18 protein-coding genes, 1 tRNA gene and 1 pseudogene are annotated in these 19,350 nt (G+C 47.8%); 5 read left to right on the top strand and 15 right to left on the bottom strand.

Annotated features, from left to right (window positions below):
• Nucleotides 1-156 precede the first annotated feature (156 nt).
• Nucleotides 157-1,350: pseudogene (locus tag C1I60_RS00455) on the bottom strand (tetratricopeptide repeat protein); the annotation flags it as partial.
• Between the two features lie 106 nt (nucleotides 1,351-1,456).
• The gene (locus C1I60_RS00460) at nucleotides 1,457-2,425 is read right to left on the bottom strand and encodes a LacI family DNA-binding transcriptional regulator (protein ID WP_137060012.1); all 969 of its coding nucleotides are present in this window, start codon (nucleotides 2,423-2,425) and stop codon (nucleotides 1,457-1,459) included.
• 172 nt (nucleotides 2,426-2,597) lie between these two features.
• Here C1I60_RS00460 and C1I60_RS00465 point away from each other — a divergent pair, with 172 nt between their 5' ends.
• Complete coding sequence (locus C1I60_RS00465) at nucleotides 2,598-3,941, top strand: 6-phospho-beta-glucosidase (RefSeq protein ID WP_137060013.1); 1,344 nt, start codon at nucleotides 2,598-2,600, stop codon at nucleotides 3,939-3,941.
• 269 nt (nucleotides 3,942-4,210) lie between these two features.
• Here the strand turns inward: C1I60_RS00465 and C1I60_RS00470 are convergent.
• Nucleotides 4,211-4,284 (bottom strand) — tRNA-Arg (locus C1I60_RS00470).
• A 175-nt stretch (nucleotides 4,285-4,459) separates the two neighbouring features.
• Between C1I60_RS00470 and C1I60_RS00475 the strand changes: the two genes are divergently transcribed.
• Nucleotides 4,460-4,753 (top strand): magnetosome magnetite crystal formation protein family, encoded by a 294-nt coding sequence (locus C1I60_RS00475; RefSeq protein ID WP_137060014.1) that lies wholly within the window; start codon nucleotides 4,460-4,462, stop codon nucleotides 4,751-4,753.
• A gap of 295 nt (nucleotides 4,754-5,048) precedes the next feature.
• Here the strand turns inward: C1I60_RS00475 and C1I60_RS00480 are convergent, their stop codons facing one another.
• Nucleotides 5,049-5,408 (bottom strand): hypothetical protein, encoded by a 360-nt coding sequence (locus C1I60_RS00480; protein ID WP_137060214.1) that lies wholly within the window; start codon nucleotides 5,406-5,408, stop codon nucleotides 5,049-5,051.
• 164 nt (nucleotides 5,409-5,572) lie between these two features.
• On the opposite strand from C1I60_RS00480, the gene asnB reads away from it, so the two are divergent.
• Nucleotides 5,573-7,417, top strand: coding sequence for an asparagine synthase (glutamine-hydrolyzing) (gene asnB / locus C1I60_RS00485; protein WP_137060015.1), 1,845 nt, complete (start codon nucleotides 5,573-5,575; stop codon nucleotides 7,415-7,417).
• Nucleotides 7,418-7,690: 273 nt separating this feature from the next.
• Here the strand turns inward: asnB and C1I60_RS00490 are convergent, their stop codons facing one another.
• The 5 genes from C1I60_RS00490 to C1I60_RS00510 form a co-directional block, all read right to left on the bottom strand.
• A complete protein-coding gene (locus tag C1I60_RS00490) occupies nucleotides 7,691-8,320 on the bottom strand; it encodes a DUF4367 domain-containing protein (protein WP_137060016.1) in 630 nt (209 codons plus the stop codon).
• 15 nt (nucleotides 8,321-8,335) lie between these two features.
• A complete protein-coding gene (locus C1I60_RS00495; RefSeq protein WP_137060017.1) occupies nucleotides 8,336-8,668 on the bottom strand; it encodes a peptidoglycan-binding domain-containing protein in 333 nt (110 codons plus the stop codon).
• 745 nt (nucleotides 8,669-9,413) lie between these two features.
• A complete protein-coding gene (locus tag C1I60_RS00500) occupies nucleotides 9,414-10,046 on the bottom strand; it encodes an XTP/dITP diphosphatase (protein ID WP_044648295.1) in 633 nt (210 codons plus the stop codon).
• Nucleotides 10,046-10,807, bottom strand: a complete 762-nt coding sequence (gene rph, locus C1I60_RS00505; protein WP_137060018.1) for a ribonuclease PH — start codon at nucleotides 10,805-10,807, stop codon at nucleotides 10,046-10,048. The genes C1I60_RS00500 and rph overlap by 1 nt, the downstream gene beginning before the upstream one ends.
• Before the next feature lie 93 nt (nucleotides 10,808-10,900).
• Nucleotides 10,901-11,959: a GerMN domain-containing protein gene (locus tag C1I60_RS00510; RefSeq protein ID WP_137060019.1), complete on the bottom strand. Its 1,059-nt coding sequence runs from the start codon at nucleotides 11,957-11,959 to the stop codon at nucleotides 10,901-10,903.
• Between the two features lie 152 nt (nucleotides 11,960-12,111).
• On the opposite strand from C1I60_RS00510, the gene C1I60_RS00515 reads away from it, so the two are divergent.
• Entirely contained in the window at nucleotides 12,112-12,669 is a 558-nt protein-coding gene (locus tag C1I60_RS00515) for a phosphatidylglycerophosphatase A family protein (protein WP_137060020.1), read from the top strand.
• A 191-nt stretch (nucleotides 12,670-12,860) separates the two neighbouring features.
• Here the strand turns inward: C1I60_RS00515 and C1I60_RS00520 are convergent, their stop codons facing one another.
• From C1I60_RS00520 to C1I60_RS00540, 5 genes are all read right to left on the bottom strand, one after another.
• Nucleotides 12,861-13,646 carry an SDR family NAD(P)-dependent oxidoreductase gene (locus C1I60_RS00520; protein WP_137060021.1) on the bottom strand — a complete coding sequence of 262 codons (786 nt, stop codon included), beginning with the start codon at nucleotides 13,644-13,646 and terminating at the stop codon, nucleotides 12,861-12,863.
• A gap of 107 nt (nucleotides 13,647-13,753) precedes the next feature.
• Nucleotides 13,754-14,392, bottom strand: a complete 639-nt coding sequence (locus C1I60_RS00525) for a TetR/AcrR family transcriptional regulator (RefSeq protein ID WP_137060022.1) — start codon at nucleotides 14,390-14,392, stop codon at nucleotides 13,754-13,756.
• A 128-nt stretch (nucleotides 14,393-14,520) separates the two neighbouring features.
• On the bottom strand, nucleotides 14,521-15,156 hold the full coding sequence (locus C1I60_RS00530; protein ID WP_137060023.1) for an NAD(P)-dependent oxidoreductase: 636 nt from the start codon (nucleotides 15,154-15,156) through the stop codon (nucleotides 14,521-14,523).
• Between the two features lie 54 nt (nucleotides 15,157-15,210).
• Nucleotides 15,211-16,233: an MBL fold metallo-hydrolase gene (locus C1I60_RS00535; protein ID WP_137060024.1), complete on the bottom strand. Its 1,023-nt coding sequence runs from the start codon at nucleotides 16,231-16,233 to the stop codon at nucleotides 15,211-15,213.
• 23 nt (nucleotides 16,234-16,256) lie between these two features.
• Entirely contained in the window at nucleotides 16,257-17,000 is a 744-nt protein-coding gene (locus C1I60_RS00540) for a class I SAM-dependent methyltransferase (protein ID WP_137060025.1), read from the bottom strand.
• Between the two features lie 230 nt (nucleotides 17,001-17,230).
• Here C1I60_RS00540 and C1I60_RS00545 point away from each other — a divergent pair, with 230 nt between their 5' ends.
• Nucleotides 17,231-18,109, top strand: coding sequence for a DUF72 domain-containing protein (locus C1I60_RS00545; protein ID WP_137060215.1), 879 nt, complete (start codon nucleotides 17,231-17,233; stop codon nucleotides 18,107-18,109).
• Here C1I60_RS00545 and C1I60_RS00550 read toward each other — a convergent pair.
• Entirely contained in the window at nucleotides 18,101-19,219 is a 1,119-nt protein-coding gene (locus tag C1I60_RS00550; protein WP_137060216.1) for a tetratricopeptide repeat-containing glycosyltransferase family 2 protein, read from the bottom strand. The genes C1I60_RS00545 and C1I60_RS00550 overlap by 9 nt on opposite strands.
• Nucleotides 19,220-19,350: the final 131 nt, after the last annotated feature.

Here is a 19,350-nt window from a genome sequence, read left to right on the forward strand (position 1 = left end):
TGATTATGACTGTGCGGCTGAACAGGCATAGCTAAAATAAACAAAAAGCTAGTTGCGCTGATCAAAAGAATCATTTTTCTCTACATTGTTTAACCACACCTTATCAATAATATTTACATACAGGATTTGAATCTAACATGAATAAAACAGTAGTTACTACCAATAATAAAATAATCTATCTCTTTTCCCTTCACTCACTAAACTTTCGTACTTCCCATGAGCCTTAACGTCTGCAAACTTTTTAAACTGTTCAAATAATGCTATACAACTAATGAAAAAAGCTTCTTTATTAATGGCTAATGATTTAGATAAAACGTCTAGCAAGTATTGAAAGCCATGCGAGTAGCCACCTCTACTCAAGTAATATTTAGCCAGTTCATATTTAAAAAGCGTTGTTTGTTCTGGTACCACTTGATGAGTATACATATCAGCAGATGATTGCTGTTTGGTAATAGAATTAATCTCTCTTTCAAAACGTTGAAGTATATTATCCACATCTAATTGATGTTGGTTAGCAGCCAACATAATGTTTAGCAGCTTGGCGACTATCTCTTTTTCAGATGCGCTTGATGAGTCGCCCACATACTCAACATAATCCAGAAGCACACTTGTATCTCCAGACAGGAGTTTATTTACATAGGTATTACCTTCTGCCCAATGTTGATACAGTTTGATCCAATGCAGGGTATCCTCGTCCGTCTCTTTGACCCAATCTAAATTAGCGTAGGCGTATGTATAATCTAGAGCTTGTTGATAATCGCCTTGGGCTTCACAGACACTTGCACACAACAAATCGGCATAGGTGATGTACACAAACATGGGACGACTCAGCCTTCTATCAGGCTCCACGCGCTTTTGCTTCTTCTGCTGATGTTTCAAAGTATATTGAATTTCCGCTTTATCTCTCATTTTTCTAGCCGTTTCATCCAGCTTGTCCCATTCACGCAATGAACGATACACATTCGCCAAATCTTTCAACGCATCAAGCTGGTCTATTTCATCCAGACGTTCGACAAAGGGCTCAAATAGCGTAGCTGCCCTGAGATTTCGGTTTTGATCGTCTCCAACCTGAATCGTAAACATACGATACTGACAGATGGCTAAGCGTTCAGAGTGCTGGTACTTCTCCGCTTCCGCAACCCCCTCATAGAGCAACAACGCAGCAGCGTGCCGACCTTGTGCGAATAATATTTCCGCTGCATCAAATAGCTTCGGGGAATATAGCAGCTTGTCCATGATATGCCCAACTACACGCTTAATCACTTCCAGCTTATCCAGTTCAGCACAGCGATACAATACTGGCTCAATTCGCCGCCAATCCGGGGAACGTTCGATAATGTAATGATCTATTGTATCGTTCTTTATAAACTTATCTCATATAATTGTCCAAATATTGGCATGTGTCAATATGCTTTTTCTCTATATTCGCATATCAACTCAAAGCTCTTTCCCAAAATCAGGTGGTCACTCTCTCCACTAATCTAAACTCCAAATGATGCAGCGCTTCCTCTAGTCCTTCAAGGGTGTTGCGAATCATGATGAATGCGTTCTCAGCCTGTTTATCAATTGGATAATGAATCGTTGTTAAATCAAGCAAATGCGAAATTTCTGTGTTATCAAAGCCAACCACCGCAAATTGATCCGGCACAGAAACGTCGAGCCTGCGTGCTTCGGTCAGCAGTCCTGCTGCCAAATAATCTGTAGAACAAGCAAACGCATCCGGCTTGTTAGGTTGTTCTACCCACCAGTGAGCGATTTGTTCACCCTCTGCTATTGAATTTAATCCATAAAAATGCGGGAAGGTCTCAGCGTCCAGATCATATTTTTCACAAAAATCATGATAGGCCCGGATGCGTTCCTTCGTATTAAGCCCCCGCATATTGCCATACACGTTTACAATTTTCCGGTATCCTCGGGCATACAAATGCTCCAGCGCCAGCGTATAGCCCTGATACTGATCCATGAATACAGACGGGATTGCCTCTATGGTCACACGCTGCCATGTCACAATCGGACCATATTTGGTATAATGCTCGATCACACTCCACTCATTGACGCGAATCATACAAACCAAGGCATCCAACTGCTTTCTTCGCAACATTTCCAGTGCTTCAAGCTCCCGCTCCTTATCCCCATTCGTAATAAAAAGCGCTATATTAAAACCATGCTCCTGAGCATACATCGTAAAACCACGCACAAATAAATTTAATGAATCATTAAATGAAACTGAAATAATTCCAATGAGCTTGGTCATGCCTGTTTTTAAAGAAATCGCATTCAAATTAGGAACGTAATCCAGTCGGTTTATGACCTCCTGCACACGCTGTCTTGTCGGTTCACTCACATACGGGTGGTTATTAATGACACGGGACACCGTTGCCGAGGATACACCCGCAAGCTTTGCAATCTCATGAATATTCGCCATAGTCCTCACCTCGTTCTTTCTATTTTAGCATGTTCGTGTCCCTCGTCCTATAATGGTCATCCTTTCAAAATAAGTTTTTAAAAGCTCTTGACCTGTAATGCATTACAGAGATTACAGTGAAATAGAAGCTTAAGAAAGCGGTTTAAAAAAATGTACTCAGGAGGCAACAATCATGAAAAAAGGCTTAAAGATAGCAACCATCGGTGGCGGCTCCAGCTATACTCCGGAATTAGTAGAAGGCTTCATCAAACGTTATGCAGAGCTTCCCATTCGGGAATTGTGGCTGGTAGACATTGAGGCAGGACGCGAAAAGCTGGAAATCGTAGGAGCCATGGCCAAACGAATGGTGAAAGCGGCAGGCATTGATTGTGAAGTACATTTGACGCTGGATCGTCGTGAAGCATTAGTAGATGCCGATTTTGTAACAACACAGTTTCGGGTAGGCTTGCTCGAAGCCCGGATTAAGGATGAAAGTATTCCGTTAAAACACGGTATGATCGGTCAGGAAACCAACGGTGCCGGAGGAATGTTCAAGGCCTTCCGTACCATTCCTGTCATCCTCAGTATTGTCGAGGATATGAAAGAGCTGTGTCCAAATGCGTGGTTGATTAATTTTACCAATCCTGCAGGTATGGTCACCGAAGCGGTGCTTCGTTATGGTCAATGGGACAAAGTCATCGGATTATGTAATGTTCCCATCGGAGCGATCAAGAGTGCATCGGCTGTGCTGGACAAACCAGAAGAAGAGCTGTTCTTTAAATTTGCAGGGATTAACCATCTTCACTGGCATAAAGTTTATGACAAAACCGGGGCCGAATTAACTGAGCAAGTGATTGAAGGGCTGTACGCGCCCGGCGCAAAACCGGAGAAGGTCGTTGAAAATATTAGAAACATGCGTTTCCTGTATGATCAGGTTCGTCAATTGAAAATGCTGCCGTGTCCGTACCATCGGTATTACTACATGACAGACAACATGCTCAAGGAAGAATTAGAGGAAGCCAAAAACGAAGGAACTCGGGGTCAAGTCGTCAAACGTCTCGAAGAAAGCCTGTTTGAACTGTATAAAGATCCGAATCTGGATTACAAACCAGAGGAATTATCCAAACGTGGCGGTGCCCATTACAGTGATGCAGCCTGTGAAATTATTAATTCCATCTATAACAACAAAGGCACGCTGATGGTGGTTAGCACACGTAACAATGGTGCAATTGATGATGTTCCTTATGACAGCGCGATTGAAATTACCAGTGTAATCCGTGCGCATGGTGCTGAACCTGTAAACTTTGGCAAATTCCCGCCTGCACAGCGCGGCTTGCTGCAAGTGATGAAGGCGATGGAAGAATTGACAATTGAAGCGGCGGTAACGGGTGACTACGCAACAGCGCTGCAAGCCTTTACACTGAATCCACTCGTTCCAAGCGGTGACATTGCTCAAACCGTGTTGGATGAGCTGCTGGAAGCGCATAAAGAGCATTTGCCACAATTTTTTGCGCATAAGACGAAGGCGACAGTGTAAATTTATAAAGTAGTTTGTTCATGCTGGATGTATGACAGAATGGTCGTCTCCCTCCGCCTCGGATGGGACCACGACCGTTTTTTCATTGCACATCCACGTAGATTGTAGATAAACCTGCTACTATACGTCGTAAGAGGAATATTCTCCCAACGATTGAGGCTGCGAAGTTTATGCTAGCACTGCTTGTGCTCCGACACTCCCCAAGGAGTTCTCATCCCACTACAACACAAAAAAAGCTCCTGTACAGGAGCTTTCGACTTCTAGCTATACGTCCCAGGAGGGATTCGAACCCCCGACCGACGGCTTAGAAGGCCGTTGCTCTATCCAGCTGAGCTACTGGGACAAAATGTATTTCGTAAAACCTTATGTATTCAGCGCATTGATTATTATATCACATCCATGTTCACTGTCACAAGCATTTTTTTCATTCGTACAGTAAACAGGCTACAAAAGGAATCATTTGGACGCTGTCAGGGTATTATGTACAAAAGGCCATGCTACGAAGGAGGTGTATGTCCGTGAGAGGTCTATTGTCATCACTTTGTTATTTCAGTATTTTTTTCGCCCCATTTCTGTTGCCTGTCATTGTATGGATTGCGGTACGGGACGAGTATGTTCGGGAACATGCAAAAAAGGCTATTTTATCGCACATTTTCCCCATGATCGCGGCGATTCCGCTATTTTATTTTATTGCAACGGCGAATCATGCAGGCTCTGTAATCGGGTTTGTGCTGCTATTCGCTGTGGTCTACCTCGGGGTATTTGTCTACAACATCTACAAAGGAATTATGACGCTCCGTGAAGCCGCATAAATCTCAAGAAGAAGCCTCCTGCATTCCGCGAGTTAAACGGGATACGGAGGCTTCTTTAAAAATTTTTAATGGACAAATTTATTTATTACCGAAGCGTCTAGGACTTTTTGGCACTTCATGCCTTACGTTTTTCTCAAGCACTTCTTCCGCAAATTCATTGTTATGAATATAACTGCTGCCCTTGTTCTTCTTGTACTTCGCTTTGCCGTCTATGATTTTCCCCTCCTTTCACGCGGATTCCGCGATGGCGCTGGAGCCCAAATCAACAAAAGCCGAGGCATGGCGCATCCTATTCTCATACGCCGAACTCCTTGGCAAATTCCGTGCTAAGCTGCCCATAGGAAAGCAGCTCTCTTTTAAACTTTTCCCGTTCTTCCCCAGCCGTAATATGAGTGGAGTCGGTAAAAGCCTTATCCGTCACTTCCTCAAACGCGGAATGCAGGTTATTGTCGTACCAATCCAGCGCCAGATCGGCATCATTACGAATGATGCGTATCATGTCATAGCCTGCCTGACTGTCCTGCTGATTGGTGGCGGTAATGTAGACCAGCAGTTCCGGGTCATCTGCTGCACCAGGCCGCACCTCTACCTCTGCGCAGCGCACGCCGTCAAGCTCGGTGAAGCGGCGTATTTTAGCATCCTTGATGTAGTACATTTGCCTTCCTCCTTCCTTGCGAATACACGGGTTGCCCCATTTGTAGTTTTCGGAACGGACAGACATTTTATGCTCCTTTTCGGCATATATACTGATGAACTGGGGATTTAGTTTTTGTTTCATCCCAACACTGGATGAACACGACAAAGAGAGGATGAACAGACATGTGCGGAATTACTGGTTTCATACAGTGGAACGGAGACTTAATGCATCAATCGGAGCTGCTGCTCAATATGACGCGAACGCTCTCTGATCGCGGACCGGATGCTGCGGGCACCTGGATATCCAACCCGTGTGCCTTTGGACACAGAAGACTGAGCGTCATGGACCCGGAAAACGGCGCCCAACCCATGATCCGCCAGCTTGAGGATATCACTTATACGATTGTATATAACGGGGAAATATATAACGCGCCTGAGCTGAAAAAAGAGCTGCAACAGCGAGGGCATATTTTCCGTACACAATGCGACACAGAGGTATTGCTTGAAGCCTACATGGAGTGGGGCCCTGATTGTGTGGATCGGCTGAACGGCATATTTGCCTTTGCGGTCTGGGACAGTGAGCGGGAGCAGGTATTTCTCGCACGGGATCGGCTAGGCGTAAAGCCGTTATTTTACAGCCAAGTCGGAGACGTATTCGTATTTGGCTCCGAGCCCAAAGCGCTGCTCCAGCATCCTGCGGTAGAAGCCGCAGTCGACGCCGAGGGATTGGCCGAAATTTTCATCATCGGACCTGCACGCACCCCCGGACACGGCGTCTATTCGTCCATGAAGGAGCTGCGCCCCGGACATACGCTAACGTACAGCCGAGACGGTGTGCGCATTCAAGCCTACTGGAAGCTGGAAAGCTTTGCGCATGAGGATAACACCGAAGAAACTGCACTCAAGGTACGCGAGCTGCTGCTGGATACGGTGGAACGGCAGTTGATTTCAGACGTTCCGGTATGCACCCTGCTGTCGGGTGGTCTGGATTCAAGTGCGCTGTCTGCGCTGGCTGTCGAGTATTACAAGCGTACCGGGCAGGGACAAGTTCATACGTATTCGGTCGATTATGTGGATAACGACAAGCATTTTAAAGCCCATGCGTTCCAGCCCGGAGCCGATGCCCCATGGATTCAGCGGATGGTCGATGAGCTAGGCACGAACCATCACTGGATCGAATTCGATACGCCCGAGGTCGTAGCAGCGCTGAACAACTCCACGCTAACGCGGGATTTGCCCGGTATGGCGGATGTGGATTCGTCGCTGTATCTCTTTTGCAGGGAAATTAAAAAGGGGGCTACCGTCGCTATTTCCGGCGAAGCAGCGGATGAAGTGTTTGGCGGATATCCGTGGTTCCATCGTGAGGAAATGCTCAATTCGGGTACATTCCCGTGGTCAGTTGCTCCCGACATGAGAGCCAGTCTGCTGTCTCCCGAGGTGCGGGACTGGATCAAGCCCTTGGAATATTTGAACGACCGCTACTCGGAAGCCGTAGGAGAAGTGCCGAAGCTGCCGGGGGAAACAGATAAAGCCGCGCAAATGCGCGTCATGTCCTATTTGAACATCACCCGCTTTATGCCTACTCTGCTGGACCGTAAGGATCGGATGAGTATGGGGGCCGGACTGGAAGTGCGGGTGCCGTATTGCGACCATCGGCTGGTACAGTATGTTTGGAACATTCCGTGGAGCATTAAAATGACGGGTGGACGTGAAAAGGGGATTTTGCGCAAAGCGCTGGAGGGCGTATTGCCGGATGATGTGCTGTATCGCAAGAAAAGCCCCTATCCCAAAACGCATAATCCTTCCTATCTTACTGCTGTGAAAAAGCAGGCGCTGGATCTATTGGATGATTCCTCCTCCCCGCTGCTCAAGCTGATTGATGCCCAAAAAGTACGGGATATCGCGGCCTCGCCGGAGGCATCCAGCAATCTGCCCTGGTTCGGTCAATTGATGTCAGGGCCTCAATTGTTCGCGTATTTGGTTCAAGTGGATAACTGGCTGCGCACTTACAAGGTAGCGATTCGGTAAGCGTTAGTTGTAACCTGACATAACCTTCCTCAAGGCAAAACGTGAATAGCTCGGGTTGTATGGAAAATAATAAATGTCAAAAAGTCTATCCGCAGCTTGGTACCATCCCCTTCAAATTAGACACTCAAAAAATCCCACATGAACCATGGATAGAGTGAACTGGAGGAGATATGTGCATAGCACGGTTTACTCAATTATGACTGGATCGGGAAAGGAAACTAAAAAACACAAACGGATCGTTTGTGTTTTTTAGTAATTAGTTCGACCAAAAAATTACTCTTGAATATTTTTTGCAATTTCCATCAATTCATCAAGAGTGGCATTAAAAGAGGAAACAGTATAAAAGTGATCTTTCGTAATCAGATGAACAACCTTTCTTGCTTGCCCGTCAACATAAACAGCAGTATGGTCGTTGATTTTAGTCGACTCAACCTTTTCCTCTTTATATGAGTCTTTCAAACTCTCAATAGTAGCCTGTTCATCCATGTGGGATTCGGTTTGAATGACCATAATTTCTTTTCCATCATTCCCGCGATATGATTGTCTAATAACCAATCCATTCTCGCCTTTTAGTGCTGTTGTGTTTAATGGTTTCAAACTTACGTCCCCAGCCGCTGCTGTTTTAAGCGAGGCTCCCTGCGCTAGATTAGGAATATGGATATCTTCTGCTGGTACATCAGATATGTTTATGAGTCCTTCGATATCAGTAGAGCTTTCAACTACTGTCTCTGCTGGTGTTTCCGTCGGCGCTTGTGCTGTTGAAGCATCAATCGCTCCTGCTTTCGTCTCAACCGGAACCTGTGATGGAACTTCCGATTCGGCAGCATAGGAATTATATACAAATGCACCGCTACCTATTACAAGTGCGCCACCTAATGCTATAGCAACTAATTGTTTTTTCAAATTAAACCCCTCCTATTAATATACTGTACCTGAAGTAACGGTCCTATTATTGGTTTTGTACAAAACTGCATATCTCATACCACTACCACTATCTCCTGTCCCATAAAACACGTAATAAGTCGAACTGTCGGGAGTAGATAAGAAGAAAGATCTTCCTGGAACTTCAACAGAGACATTATAGTTCATTCTATTCCAAGTCCCCGAACCAGCTATTCCATCTGCTGTTAGTCCTTTAGAACTTTGAAAATTTTGGAGCCCTGATTTCACACCGCTACCAAAACTTCCATCAATCGTTCCTACGGTTCCCTGTTGTCCATAGGCCCATAAATTTGCTTGTAATGCTCTCACATATCCCCCGCTGTCGCCTTAGCGCAAAGTAGGGAAACCACTAAAATCACTGGCAGCACTTGCTATGCTTGCAAGCCCGAGACTACCTACTAACGCCACAGATGCAACAGCTAGAGACATTACAGATTTCAGGTTTCTTTTCAACGCAATTCCCTCCATTTTAGAATTCTAGATTTTTAGTCCGGCTCATTTAACTCCTTGTTCTGATTAAATAGAAATGATCCCCTTCTTCCCGAGACAAGAATGGACTTTATTAATCAGACTGATTATGTAAAAGGTTATTTGTATGTGTTTTATGACTAATAAAGAACGTACAAAATACAGCTACACTATTAATAGCTGCATATTGCATTTGGTTGTCTTCTCTTACATTATAAGTTTATTTTTGTAATTCTTCAACAAAACTATGGGCAATCCTCCCAATCTATAAGGGGCACGCTGCGGAATTGAACCGCACAAGGGGTCCGACCAGGCTGTTACTGTTTCCGCTGGTTAACTGGTTCCTTGCGCCAGCGCCTGCCATTAAACCCCAAACTAATCTGGGGTTTAATTCTGGGTAAGCTTTATGGAAATGGAAAAATCAAAAGTCTATACATGATTATACCCCTGTCTATTTGACAGGGGTATAATCAGCTATCCTTCATTATTGTTATATGTTAGCCTAATTATTTAGCCGTTCAATAAAACGGTGAGACAACAGACGCGTCTAAAGATTACTCAAGCCCAGCAGCTATATTGCTAAAAACTATGCCTGCGGATTCCCCAGCTTTTTCGCCAAGTCACGCAATGCTACGCCTCGGTGGCTAATGGCTTGCTTTTGTTCCAGCGTCAGCTCGGCCATCGTCTTTTCAAACTCGGGCAAATAAAACAACGGATCATAGCCAAATCCCCCGCTGCCTGCGGTTTCCGTTGTAATCCAGCCCTCCACCGAGCCAGTCGATTCCAAGGTCTCCCCTGTCTGCGGATTATACAGAATCAAGGTGCAGACAAATTGAGCCGGGCTTAGCAAAGGCTGTCCGGTATCATCACCAAGCTGCTTCGATTCCAGAACGTCAAGCAGCTTGATATTGTTTTCGTGATCGCTGGCACCTTCTCCGGCATAACGGGCCGAGTATACGCCCGGCGCACCGTCCAGCAAATCCACGCACAGGCCAGAATCATCAGCCAGCACAGGCAATCCGAGTACATCTCCGACCGCTTTGGCCTTTTTCAACGCATTCTCGGCAAAGGTTTTACCATCCTCAACGACATCAGGAATGTCGGGGTAATCGTACATGCTTTTGACTTCCTTGCCAAACGGAGCAAAGGCATGTGCGAATTCACGCACTTTTCCCTTATTCTTCGTAGCGACAATAACAACCGGACCCTCCAGCAACATCAGACCCCAGCCCCCGCACGTCCTGCTCCGATCTTGTCTGCAATCGGTCCGAGCACCTCTTTTTGGCGCTCGATCATTTGCAGAATTCCTTGTTCACCCAAGCTGAGCAGTTGATCCAGCTCCTGACGGTCGAACGGACTTTCTTCACCCGTACCTTGCAGCTCAACATACTTGCCGCCACCCGTCATCACGAGGTTCATGTCTACTTTGGCCTTGGAATCCTCTTCATAGTTCAGGTCGAGCAGCGCTTTGCCGCCAACAACCCCCACGCTGACGGATGCCAAAAAATCGGTAATTGGAAAAACAGGCAGCTTGTGCTGTAGCGCAATTTTATTCACAGCAATCGCCAGCGCTACGAAGGAACCGGTAATTGAAGTCGTGCGTGTGCCGCCATCCGCCTGAATCACGTCACAGTCCAGCGTAATCGTACGCTCACCCAGCGCCTGCAAATTTACAACCGAACGCAGCGCTCTTCCGATCAGACGTTGAATCTCCATTGTCCGGCCTGTCAGCTTTCCACGTGCAGCCTCGCGCTGATTACGCGTATGAGTCGCCCTCGGAAGCATGGAATACTCTGCCGTTACCCAGCCCTTTCCTTGTCCCTTCATAAAGGGTGGAACGCGTTCTTCCACGGTAGCCGTACAGATGACTTTCGTCTCGCCAACCTCTATAAAAACAGAGCCCTCCGCATACTTATTTACTCCTGCTGTCAATTTCATCGGGCGCAGCTCATCACCGTTTCGTCCGTTAGATCTACTCATGCTTTTTCCTCCTACGTCGTATGCAACCTGTTCTTATACGTTTATTTTACCAAAGTGTGCAGGCAAAAGCACCCCAAGGACGATTCGTCGCCCTTAAAGAGGAATTTCGTTAATGTGCTGGGGCTTGGCTACAGGCTCTCCATAATTCTGATTATTTTGTCCAATCACGCTTTTTTCACCGTTCAGCTCAATCCGGATTTTGGTTTTAACCGCATCCTCTGAATTGTCTGCCGCCGTCAGTACGACCGATTCCAGAAACTCGGCAGGCACCGCTTCTCCCTTGGCAAACATATCATCCGAGAGCGATACCGTAATCACGTTATCCTTGGAGCGTTCCACAGATTTCAGAGCCGTCTCCCCTGTCATGACTTCCTGTAGTCCATCCTGGGTCTGCGGCCCCTGGATCAACTGATGCAGCGCTGACTGAACACGATCTTTTTCCGGGGTGACCAGCCGTGTTACCGGCACATAATATTGAACTCCAGCGGGAGATGAGGATGAAAAATATACCGTAACCGGACTGGAATCCAGCGGCGTAACGCCATGACCTACCTCCAGATTAATGCCTACTGCACGTGTCAGAGGATGATCCAGCGGTGTGCCGCCAACAGGCATTTCGTTCAGCTTTTTGCCATCCACCCAGATTTGTACACTTTGAATATCGGGACGGTCAGTCAGGGTCCAGGTCAAGCTCTCCATTAATTTGCGTTCTTCCTGTGCCTTGTAGCTGCCAAACGATTTGTTGAATTCGACGACTGCCAGCTTGTTCTTCTTGTCCACCGTCACACTCTTCACTTCTGTACCTTGGGGCAGCACGCCCTTGAAACCCTCCGGCAATAATCCGGCATACGGACCGCCCTCCACCAGCGTTTCCAGCGCCGACTTGGCATCCGCCTGCACATCACCTGTAGCAATCGGTAAGGATACCGGGGCCAGCAAACCGTTATGATCCTGTAAAAATACAGCTCTCAGTTGTCCAGTGCTGACGGGAGCTTTTCCGGTCACCGCTTTGATCATAGACTGCTCCGTCGTGGATGGCGGGGGATCAATAGACGCCGATTCATTGCCAAAAAGGCTACAGCCGGACAACAACAACGGCAGGGTCAGCAGCCCTACTACGGACGTCACGCGCAATGGATGTTTTATGTTCATAAATGAAGTTCCTCCCTAACAATTTTGTACAGATTGTACTAATATGTATACGAGCCTCGCGTAAAAAATAACTACTTTTTCATCCGATTGGACACACTGGTCATAATTGCAGTAACAATCAGGAACGATACGAGGAGGGGAACTTCAACTTTATGGACAAGAAAAAAATGCCTTATAGCCTGAATAGTAAAAAGGTAGCCGATGCCACCCGCGAATGGCTGCACAAGCGTGGTGTAAACATTACGGAAATCGCAGAGCTGGTCATGCTTTTGCAAAAAAAATATTACCCGAATTTAACGATGGAGGAATGTATTGAGAATGTGGAAAAGGTACTGATGAAACGCGAAGTCCAAAATGCGGTGCTCACGGGCATCCAACTGGATATCCTTGCCGAGCAAGGCGCTCTCCTTCCCCCATTGCAGGATATGATCGAAAATGATGAAGGGCTGTACGGAGTGGATGAAATCTTGGCTTTTTCCATTGTAAATGTATACGGCAGCATTGGATTTACGAATTACGGTTATGTGGACAAGCTTAAACCGGGCGTGCTGGAACGACTGAACGATAAAAGCCTGGGACCGATCCATACGTTTCTGGACGATATTGTCGGGGCCATCGCTGCTTCGGCCAGCAGTCGTATCGCGCATCGCAAGCAGGCAGAACGCGAGCAGGAGCTTGGGGAGGAAAGCGCCCCGAATACAACCCGTTAAATAATAACTCGCTAAATAACGACGGTTAGAATACAACAGATATATGCAGGGGGTGAGGAGAACAAGACATGGCTGGAGTAGCGTCTGTGCGCTTGACCTGTATATAAGCAAAAATGCCGGGTCTGATCTTCAAATGAGAAGCGATCAGACCCGGCGCATGGGGAAAACTAATGTGATTTATACAATCTGATTTATTTTTGTGGGCGCAGTGCACGTTCTACAATTCCCAGCGTGGATTGACGAGAGAAAAACCGGGATACCTGAGCTACCCAATAGTTTTGACGACCGGAAATGATGTGACTACGCCCCTTTTCAAATGCTCTCAGCGCGTTCTTCACAACGGTTTGGGGAGTTTCCCTAACTCCAATTGACGCTTCACTTGCGCCAACAATATCAAAAAACGGCGTTTCTGTTGAGCCTGGGCAAAGGGCCAGAACTTTAAGCCCCCGTTTCCGATTTTCTGCCCATAGCGCTTCAGTAAAAGAAAGCACAAATGCTTTGGTTGCTCCATACACCGCCATATACGGATCGGGCTGAAATGCGGCTGTGGAAGCCACATTGATTAATCCGCCATCCCGGTTACGCAATAAATCAGGCATAAATGCATGGGTGATATCGACTAAAGCAGCCACATTGAGCATGACTTCCTCATGCTGCCGTTCTCCTGAAACCTGCTCGAAGTATCCATAGGTGGCAAAGCCGGCATTGTTAATCAAGAGATCCACCTTTAGTTGATGTTTTTGAACCTCCTGATGTAATGTTTGCGGCGCTCCTGTCGCGGAAAGATCAAGTGCGATGACTGTTGTCTTTACATTGTATTTAGCAGAGAGCTCTTCAGCCAACGCCTTCAACTTCGTTTCATTACGTGCCACCAAAATGAGATTGCATTTTTGAGCTGCCAGCGAATAGGCAAAGGCTTCCCCAATACCGGATGATGCACCTGTGATCAGAGCTGTTTTGTTTGCGTACATAAACATGATTATTAACCTCCATAGTATCGTTGTTTTATCTTAGAAACATTGTTACCATTTCTACAAAATGAGCTGAAGTCATCCACTATGACGACCTCAGTACACTTCATATTTTAAGATTGGGATGAGGGTGTTTTAAGTGCTGGGAGCGTATTCTTTAGTGTAAATGCATACACCTCTTGAGCCATGTCTATATCTGAAAAATGACCAGCAAACTGAAGATGTATGACTCCGTGTAAAGCAGACCAAAACATCCGGACAACCAGCAGCGGATCATGTTCTTTCAATTCACCCTGCTCCATACCGTGTATGACGGTTTGCAGGATTTGAGACAGGGCCGTTGTCGTGCCCTCCAGACTCTGTTCATCCGGCTTAAAATCAGACAAAGCCCCACCAAACATCATTTTGTAATAGGCCGAATGAAGCTGCGCAAATTGCCAATACGCCCAGCTTAGAGCTTCCAGATCAGCGAGTACGTTATCGGTCTTCGGAACTTGTTGAAAGGTTTCGGCTAATAGCCGACATCCATCCAAGTACATTTCATTGGCAAGACCATCCTTGCTGCCGAAAATACTGTAAATAATTTTGGTGGAGCAGCTTAATTTCTGGGCAACTCGTCGTACAGTCACGGCCTCAGGCCCTTCTTCCGCAAGAAGGATACATGCGGCATCAATGACATTTTTACGTAGCAATTGCTGCTGCTGTAGCTTCACTTCCGAATAGGTTTTATAGGGATGCGATGGCTCGGACATCTTTTAATGCACTTCCTTACTATTTTTAACATAGAGTTTGAACATGGTCTTTCCGGAAACGTTGTTACCAACAAGAATCATAGTATTCTAAATCTGATTTTTTGTCAAATCCTAAAATCGCTACAGCATCAATAGGCAATGCCTACCCGTGTGTGTAGAAAGTCGGTGCTACTCAACTGACGATAGGTAAAATCGGCCGTGTCAGCGGTGGAAATTTGTGTGCCCCCCTCGGGCAGCAGATCCTTTTCCACGCGATATATGCCCGTCCGCGCTCCGTCCGGCAGATAGGTTGGGCAGACTATCGTCCAGTCCAGCGCTGAATCGCGCAGCAGTTCGTACACCCGGCGGTGTTCCTCAGCCGCACGGGTGCTGCGCCGCCGGGTCTCGGAGGATTCATACCGATACAAGCATGGCTCCGTCCGACTCTGCAAAATCCCTGCCGTCCCTACTGTAATGAGCCGGGGAACGGACTGCTCCTGCATAAGCCGGATCAGCAAACGCATATTCACGGATAAGGTCGTGGTTCCGTCCGTATTCAGCGCGCTGATGACTGCTGTCGTCCTGCCCTCCAGCGCTTGTGCTACATCCTCAGCATGGGTCGCATTTCCTTCTACGATCTGAAGCTGCGTTCCATATCTTAATTTGTATGCCTCCAGCTTGTCCGATGAACGAGCAAGGGCTGTAACGGTATGACCGTCTGCCAACGCATATTCCAGGATAAAACGCCCCACGCGACCGGTAGCCCCCAGCAGCAATAAATTCATATCAGCCTCTTTCCCGGCTTGGATGCCGTTGGTCCTTCTGTTAACTTTCCGCAATTATTTCCCGCAAAGTGGATAGAAACGTGCGGTATGGTTCGTCTCGCTCATCGAGGCCCGACCACGTCGCTCCAGTTCCACCAGATGGGCCAGTGTTTCAGACATGGCAAACCGCAACTGGTGAATACCCAGCTTGTCACTGAATACAGCGATACACAGCTCATAGGCTGTACTGCCCTCTGGCTGGATCAACTCATGGAACTTGTCCAGCCGTTCTTCATGATGCTCCAGCAACGCCTGTGTCCGTTCACGAAAATAACCAAACGGATTACGGTGCCCCGGATATGCCCACACTACCTCCAGCTCGCCAAGACGCTGCAAGCCGTCTAAAAAAGACTGCAAGGGCTGGGCATCGCTCCCCGGCAACAGACTGATATTAGGCGAAATCCTCGGTAAAACCGCGTCACCGCACAAAATAACGCCGCTATCCGGTTCATACAAAGAGACATGTCCGGGCGCATGCCCCCCTGTCTCAATAGGCAGCCAGCTACGCCCACCCCATTCCAGACGGGCAGCCTGCCCGACAGGAATAACAGTGATGTCAGGCTGTGGATTCACTTGCAGATGAGCCTGCTGCATGTGCAGCTCCAAGGCCGCTACCTGCTCCACAGGAAAGCCGTGACGGACAAAAAAGCTTGGCAGCCTCTGCTCCATCGGCATAGAGATATCCGCTTGTAAATCTGGGCGACCCCACATCATCATCGCTTCCTTATGGCTCCGCGCTGACATATGTACACGAGCCTGACCTTGCTGCTGCATCCAGCCCGCCAAGCCGTAATGATCCGGGTGATGATGAGTCACGACAATGTCCGAGATATCACCGAAGGACATCCCCAGCTCCTGGAAGACATGCTCCCATTCCTCCTCCGTATTCGTACTGCGCGGGCCTGGGTCTACGATCGTAAATCCGTCCTGTCCCTTCAGCACATAGCTGTTCACCCAGCGCAGCGGAAAGGACATGGATATTTTGACCTGAAAGCCTCCATCTATTCGTTCACACGGCGTCAGCTCCGGCATCCTCATGGCTTCCCATCCGCCTTTCCGTATCAAGCACGCACGCCGACAAAAATCATTCGGGGCGATGCATTTTCGATATATTTATCTTCATTATAACTTCCATGTACCTGCTCTACAGACAGTCCGGCTTCCTCCAGCAAAGCACGAAATTTTTCATACGGGTACAGCTTGACACGTTCATGATACACGCGTGCAGGCTCTTCATCCGCTAATCCTATTGAACGAATGGCGATCTGTTTTTTTACAAATCCGTCCTCGATAACCCGATGCTCCTCAATCTGATTTCCTTCATCCTCCCGTGATGAATGCGGCACCAGATGAGCAGCTACGTACGCAGGATTTAAATAATCTATAATAAAACGTCCGCCCGGCTTCAACAGCCGATAAATTTCTTTTAATACTTTAAGCTGCTCCGTGTCCTCCTCAAAGTAACCGAAGGAAGTAAACAAATTCATCACCGCATCAAAGCTTTCCTCCAGCGGCACCTCTCTCATATCGCCCTGATGCCAGCTTACCCGTCCTTCGGGATCGGAAGCATGTGCCTCACGCAGCAGCACACCGGACAAATCCACGCCCGTTACCTTATAGCCGGCATCGGCGAGCGCAAGCGAATGACGTCCCATGCCACAGCACAGATCCAATACGCTGGATCCCTGCGGTAATTTGAGCCAAGAGATCATTTTCTGCACTTCCTGATAGGCCCCCTGAAAATCGCGATGCTTGTATACTAATAAATAATCTTCCCCAAAGCTCTGCTCATACCATTCTGCCATATTGTTTCTCCTCCATGAACTCATTTCACTCTATTACATACTATATTAGCTTTTTAAAGCTGGAACTCAAAAACATTACGATTAAGAAACATGTTACAATAACCATATTTATACTTAAATATTCATAGGAACTTCATACCAGCTTCATGCGATTCATCCCATTTTATCATTAAAATGAATCAAGGGAACGCCTTTTGATGCTATTCATGAAGGAAAGGAGCGGCAACGTTATGATTCAAATCGGACTTACGGGTTGGGGCGATCACGATGATCTGTATCCGGTCGGCACCAAAGCCAATCAAAAATTAAGCGTCTATGGAAGCCATTTTTCAGTGGTGGAGATGGATAGTTCTTTTTATGCCGTGCAGCCCACAGATCGTATGGCACGCTGGGCGACCGAAACCCCTGACTCATTTTCATTTCTCGTCAAAGCCTATCAGGGCATGACCGGGCATACGCGCGGCAAACAGCCTTATTTCAAAACAACTGATGCCATGTACGAAGCATTGCATACCTCCATACAGCCTCTCCGCGAAGCGGGCAAGCTCAAGGCTGTGCTGTTCCAATACCCGCCCTGGTTCGACTGCACACGGGAGAACGTCGCCGTGCTGCGTGACACGAAAAAAAGGATGGGAGAGGTCCCATCCGTACTTGAATTCAGACACCAAAGCTGGTTCACACCTGAGTTTCGAAAGCAAACGCTGGCATTTATGCGTGAGGAAGGCTGGATACACAGCGTATGCGACGAGCCGCAGGCGGGACTGGGGTCCGTCCCGATTGTGCCGCAGGCTACGGACAGCAATCTGACAGTGGTACGTCTCCACGGACGCAATGTGTCCGGCTGGAATCAAAGCTCCGCACCCAACTGGCGAGAGATTCGTTACCTGTATCGGTATAATGAGAGTGAGTTGGCCGAATGGAAGGACCGATTGCTGGAGCTAGAGCAGCAAAGCCGCGAGGTGTGCGTTATGTTCAACAACAATTCAGGTGGAGATGCCGCCGCTAACGCCAAGCAGCTCATGACCATGCTCGGCATGGAGCCTAAACCCTTTCCACCCCGCAAGCCACCCGAAGAGAACAACAGACCGGAACAGCTTGAACTATTTTGAAGGACGAACTGAGGATGAGGGCTTTTGAATAGCACTCCTTAGCTTGCGCTCGTTATCTAGCAAATACGGGTCCTCAGGCAAATATCGCAAAGCTTTTTGGTTATGCTCATATGAAGCGTCCAGCTTGCCCAGATTGGCGCAGCAATGACTAAGTCGTACATGCGGCAGCCAGGAGTAGCAGGGCAGCGGAACAGCTCTCAAACCAGACACATCCTGCTGCTCCAGTGCTTTTTCGTACCAATAGGCGGCTATGCTCCACTCTTTTCGTGTAAAAAACCAGTCACCGATCATACAGCACACGTCCGCTTGCGGCACATCATATCGGAAGGAACGCAGCAGAATATCCAGTTGTTGCTCTGGCTCCCCGAGGTGAAGATAGCATTCCGCCAACCTTACGCAAGCGGTAATCCGGTCCTCCCGGTAGCCGCTTGGCTCACCCAGCAGGCGATTGAACGCCTCTGCCGCCTCGGCATATTCCTTGCGATCAAAGCACTCATTTGCGTGAAAATACAGCAGTCGTCCCTCCAGCTTGTCGGTCTCGCTGATCCAGCGGGCAAGAATACGTTGATTACGGAGCGTGTGATCTTCCATGCGGCGGTGCGTTACAGCCACATCTGAATGGACGATTCGCCCCTCGGGTATCACCAGATACTCATGCAGACGCCCTGCCCAGCGGTATTGGCGCTCCCTCTTTACGAGACGAATACGGCGCGAGGTGAACAACGGCTCACCCTGCTCACCTTCCGCCAGATGGAGTGGCATCATCACCGCGTCGATGTCCGTAGCCGTAGACAAATGCCGCTTCAAGGAACACAGGCGCTCCCGATCTGGCTCCAGCAGCACATCGTCCGCATCCAGCCACAGGATATAGGAACAAGTGGCCTTGTCGAACGATTCGTTGCGGGCGGAGGCAAAATCGTCGTTCCAGTCGAATGTATACAGCCGATCCGTATAACGGGCTGCAATGGTCTTCGTCTGATCCGTGGAACCAGTATCCACAATGATCATTTCATCCATCAGGTCCGCCACCGAATCCAGACACCGGGCAAGCGTCTGCTCCTCGTTTTTCACAATCATACACAAGCTGATGGTGACGGGAGGTTTAGTTATAGAGCCTTCCAAGCTACAACTATGCGTTTTGGGCATTTCCGTCGTCATGACTTCACGCCATCCCCTTTACCGTTGGCTGTGTTCCCGGTCTATTTTCCGGTGACCCGCCATCAGTATATGCATTTTCCCCT

Origin of the sequence: Paenibacillus terrae (genome assembly GCF_005217525.1) — a bacterium.
Taxonomy (GTDB): domain Bacteria; phylum Bacillota; class Bacilli; order Paenibacillales; family Paenibacillaceae; genus Paenibacillus; species Paenibacillus terrae_C.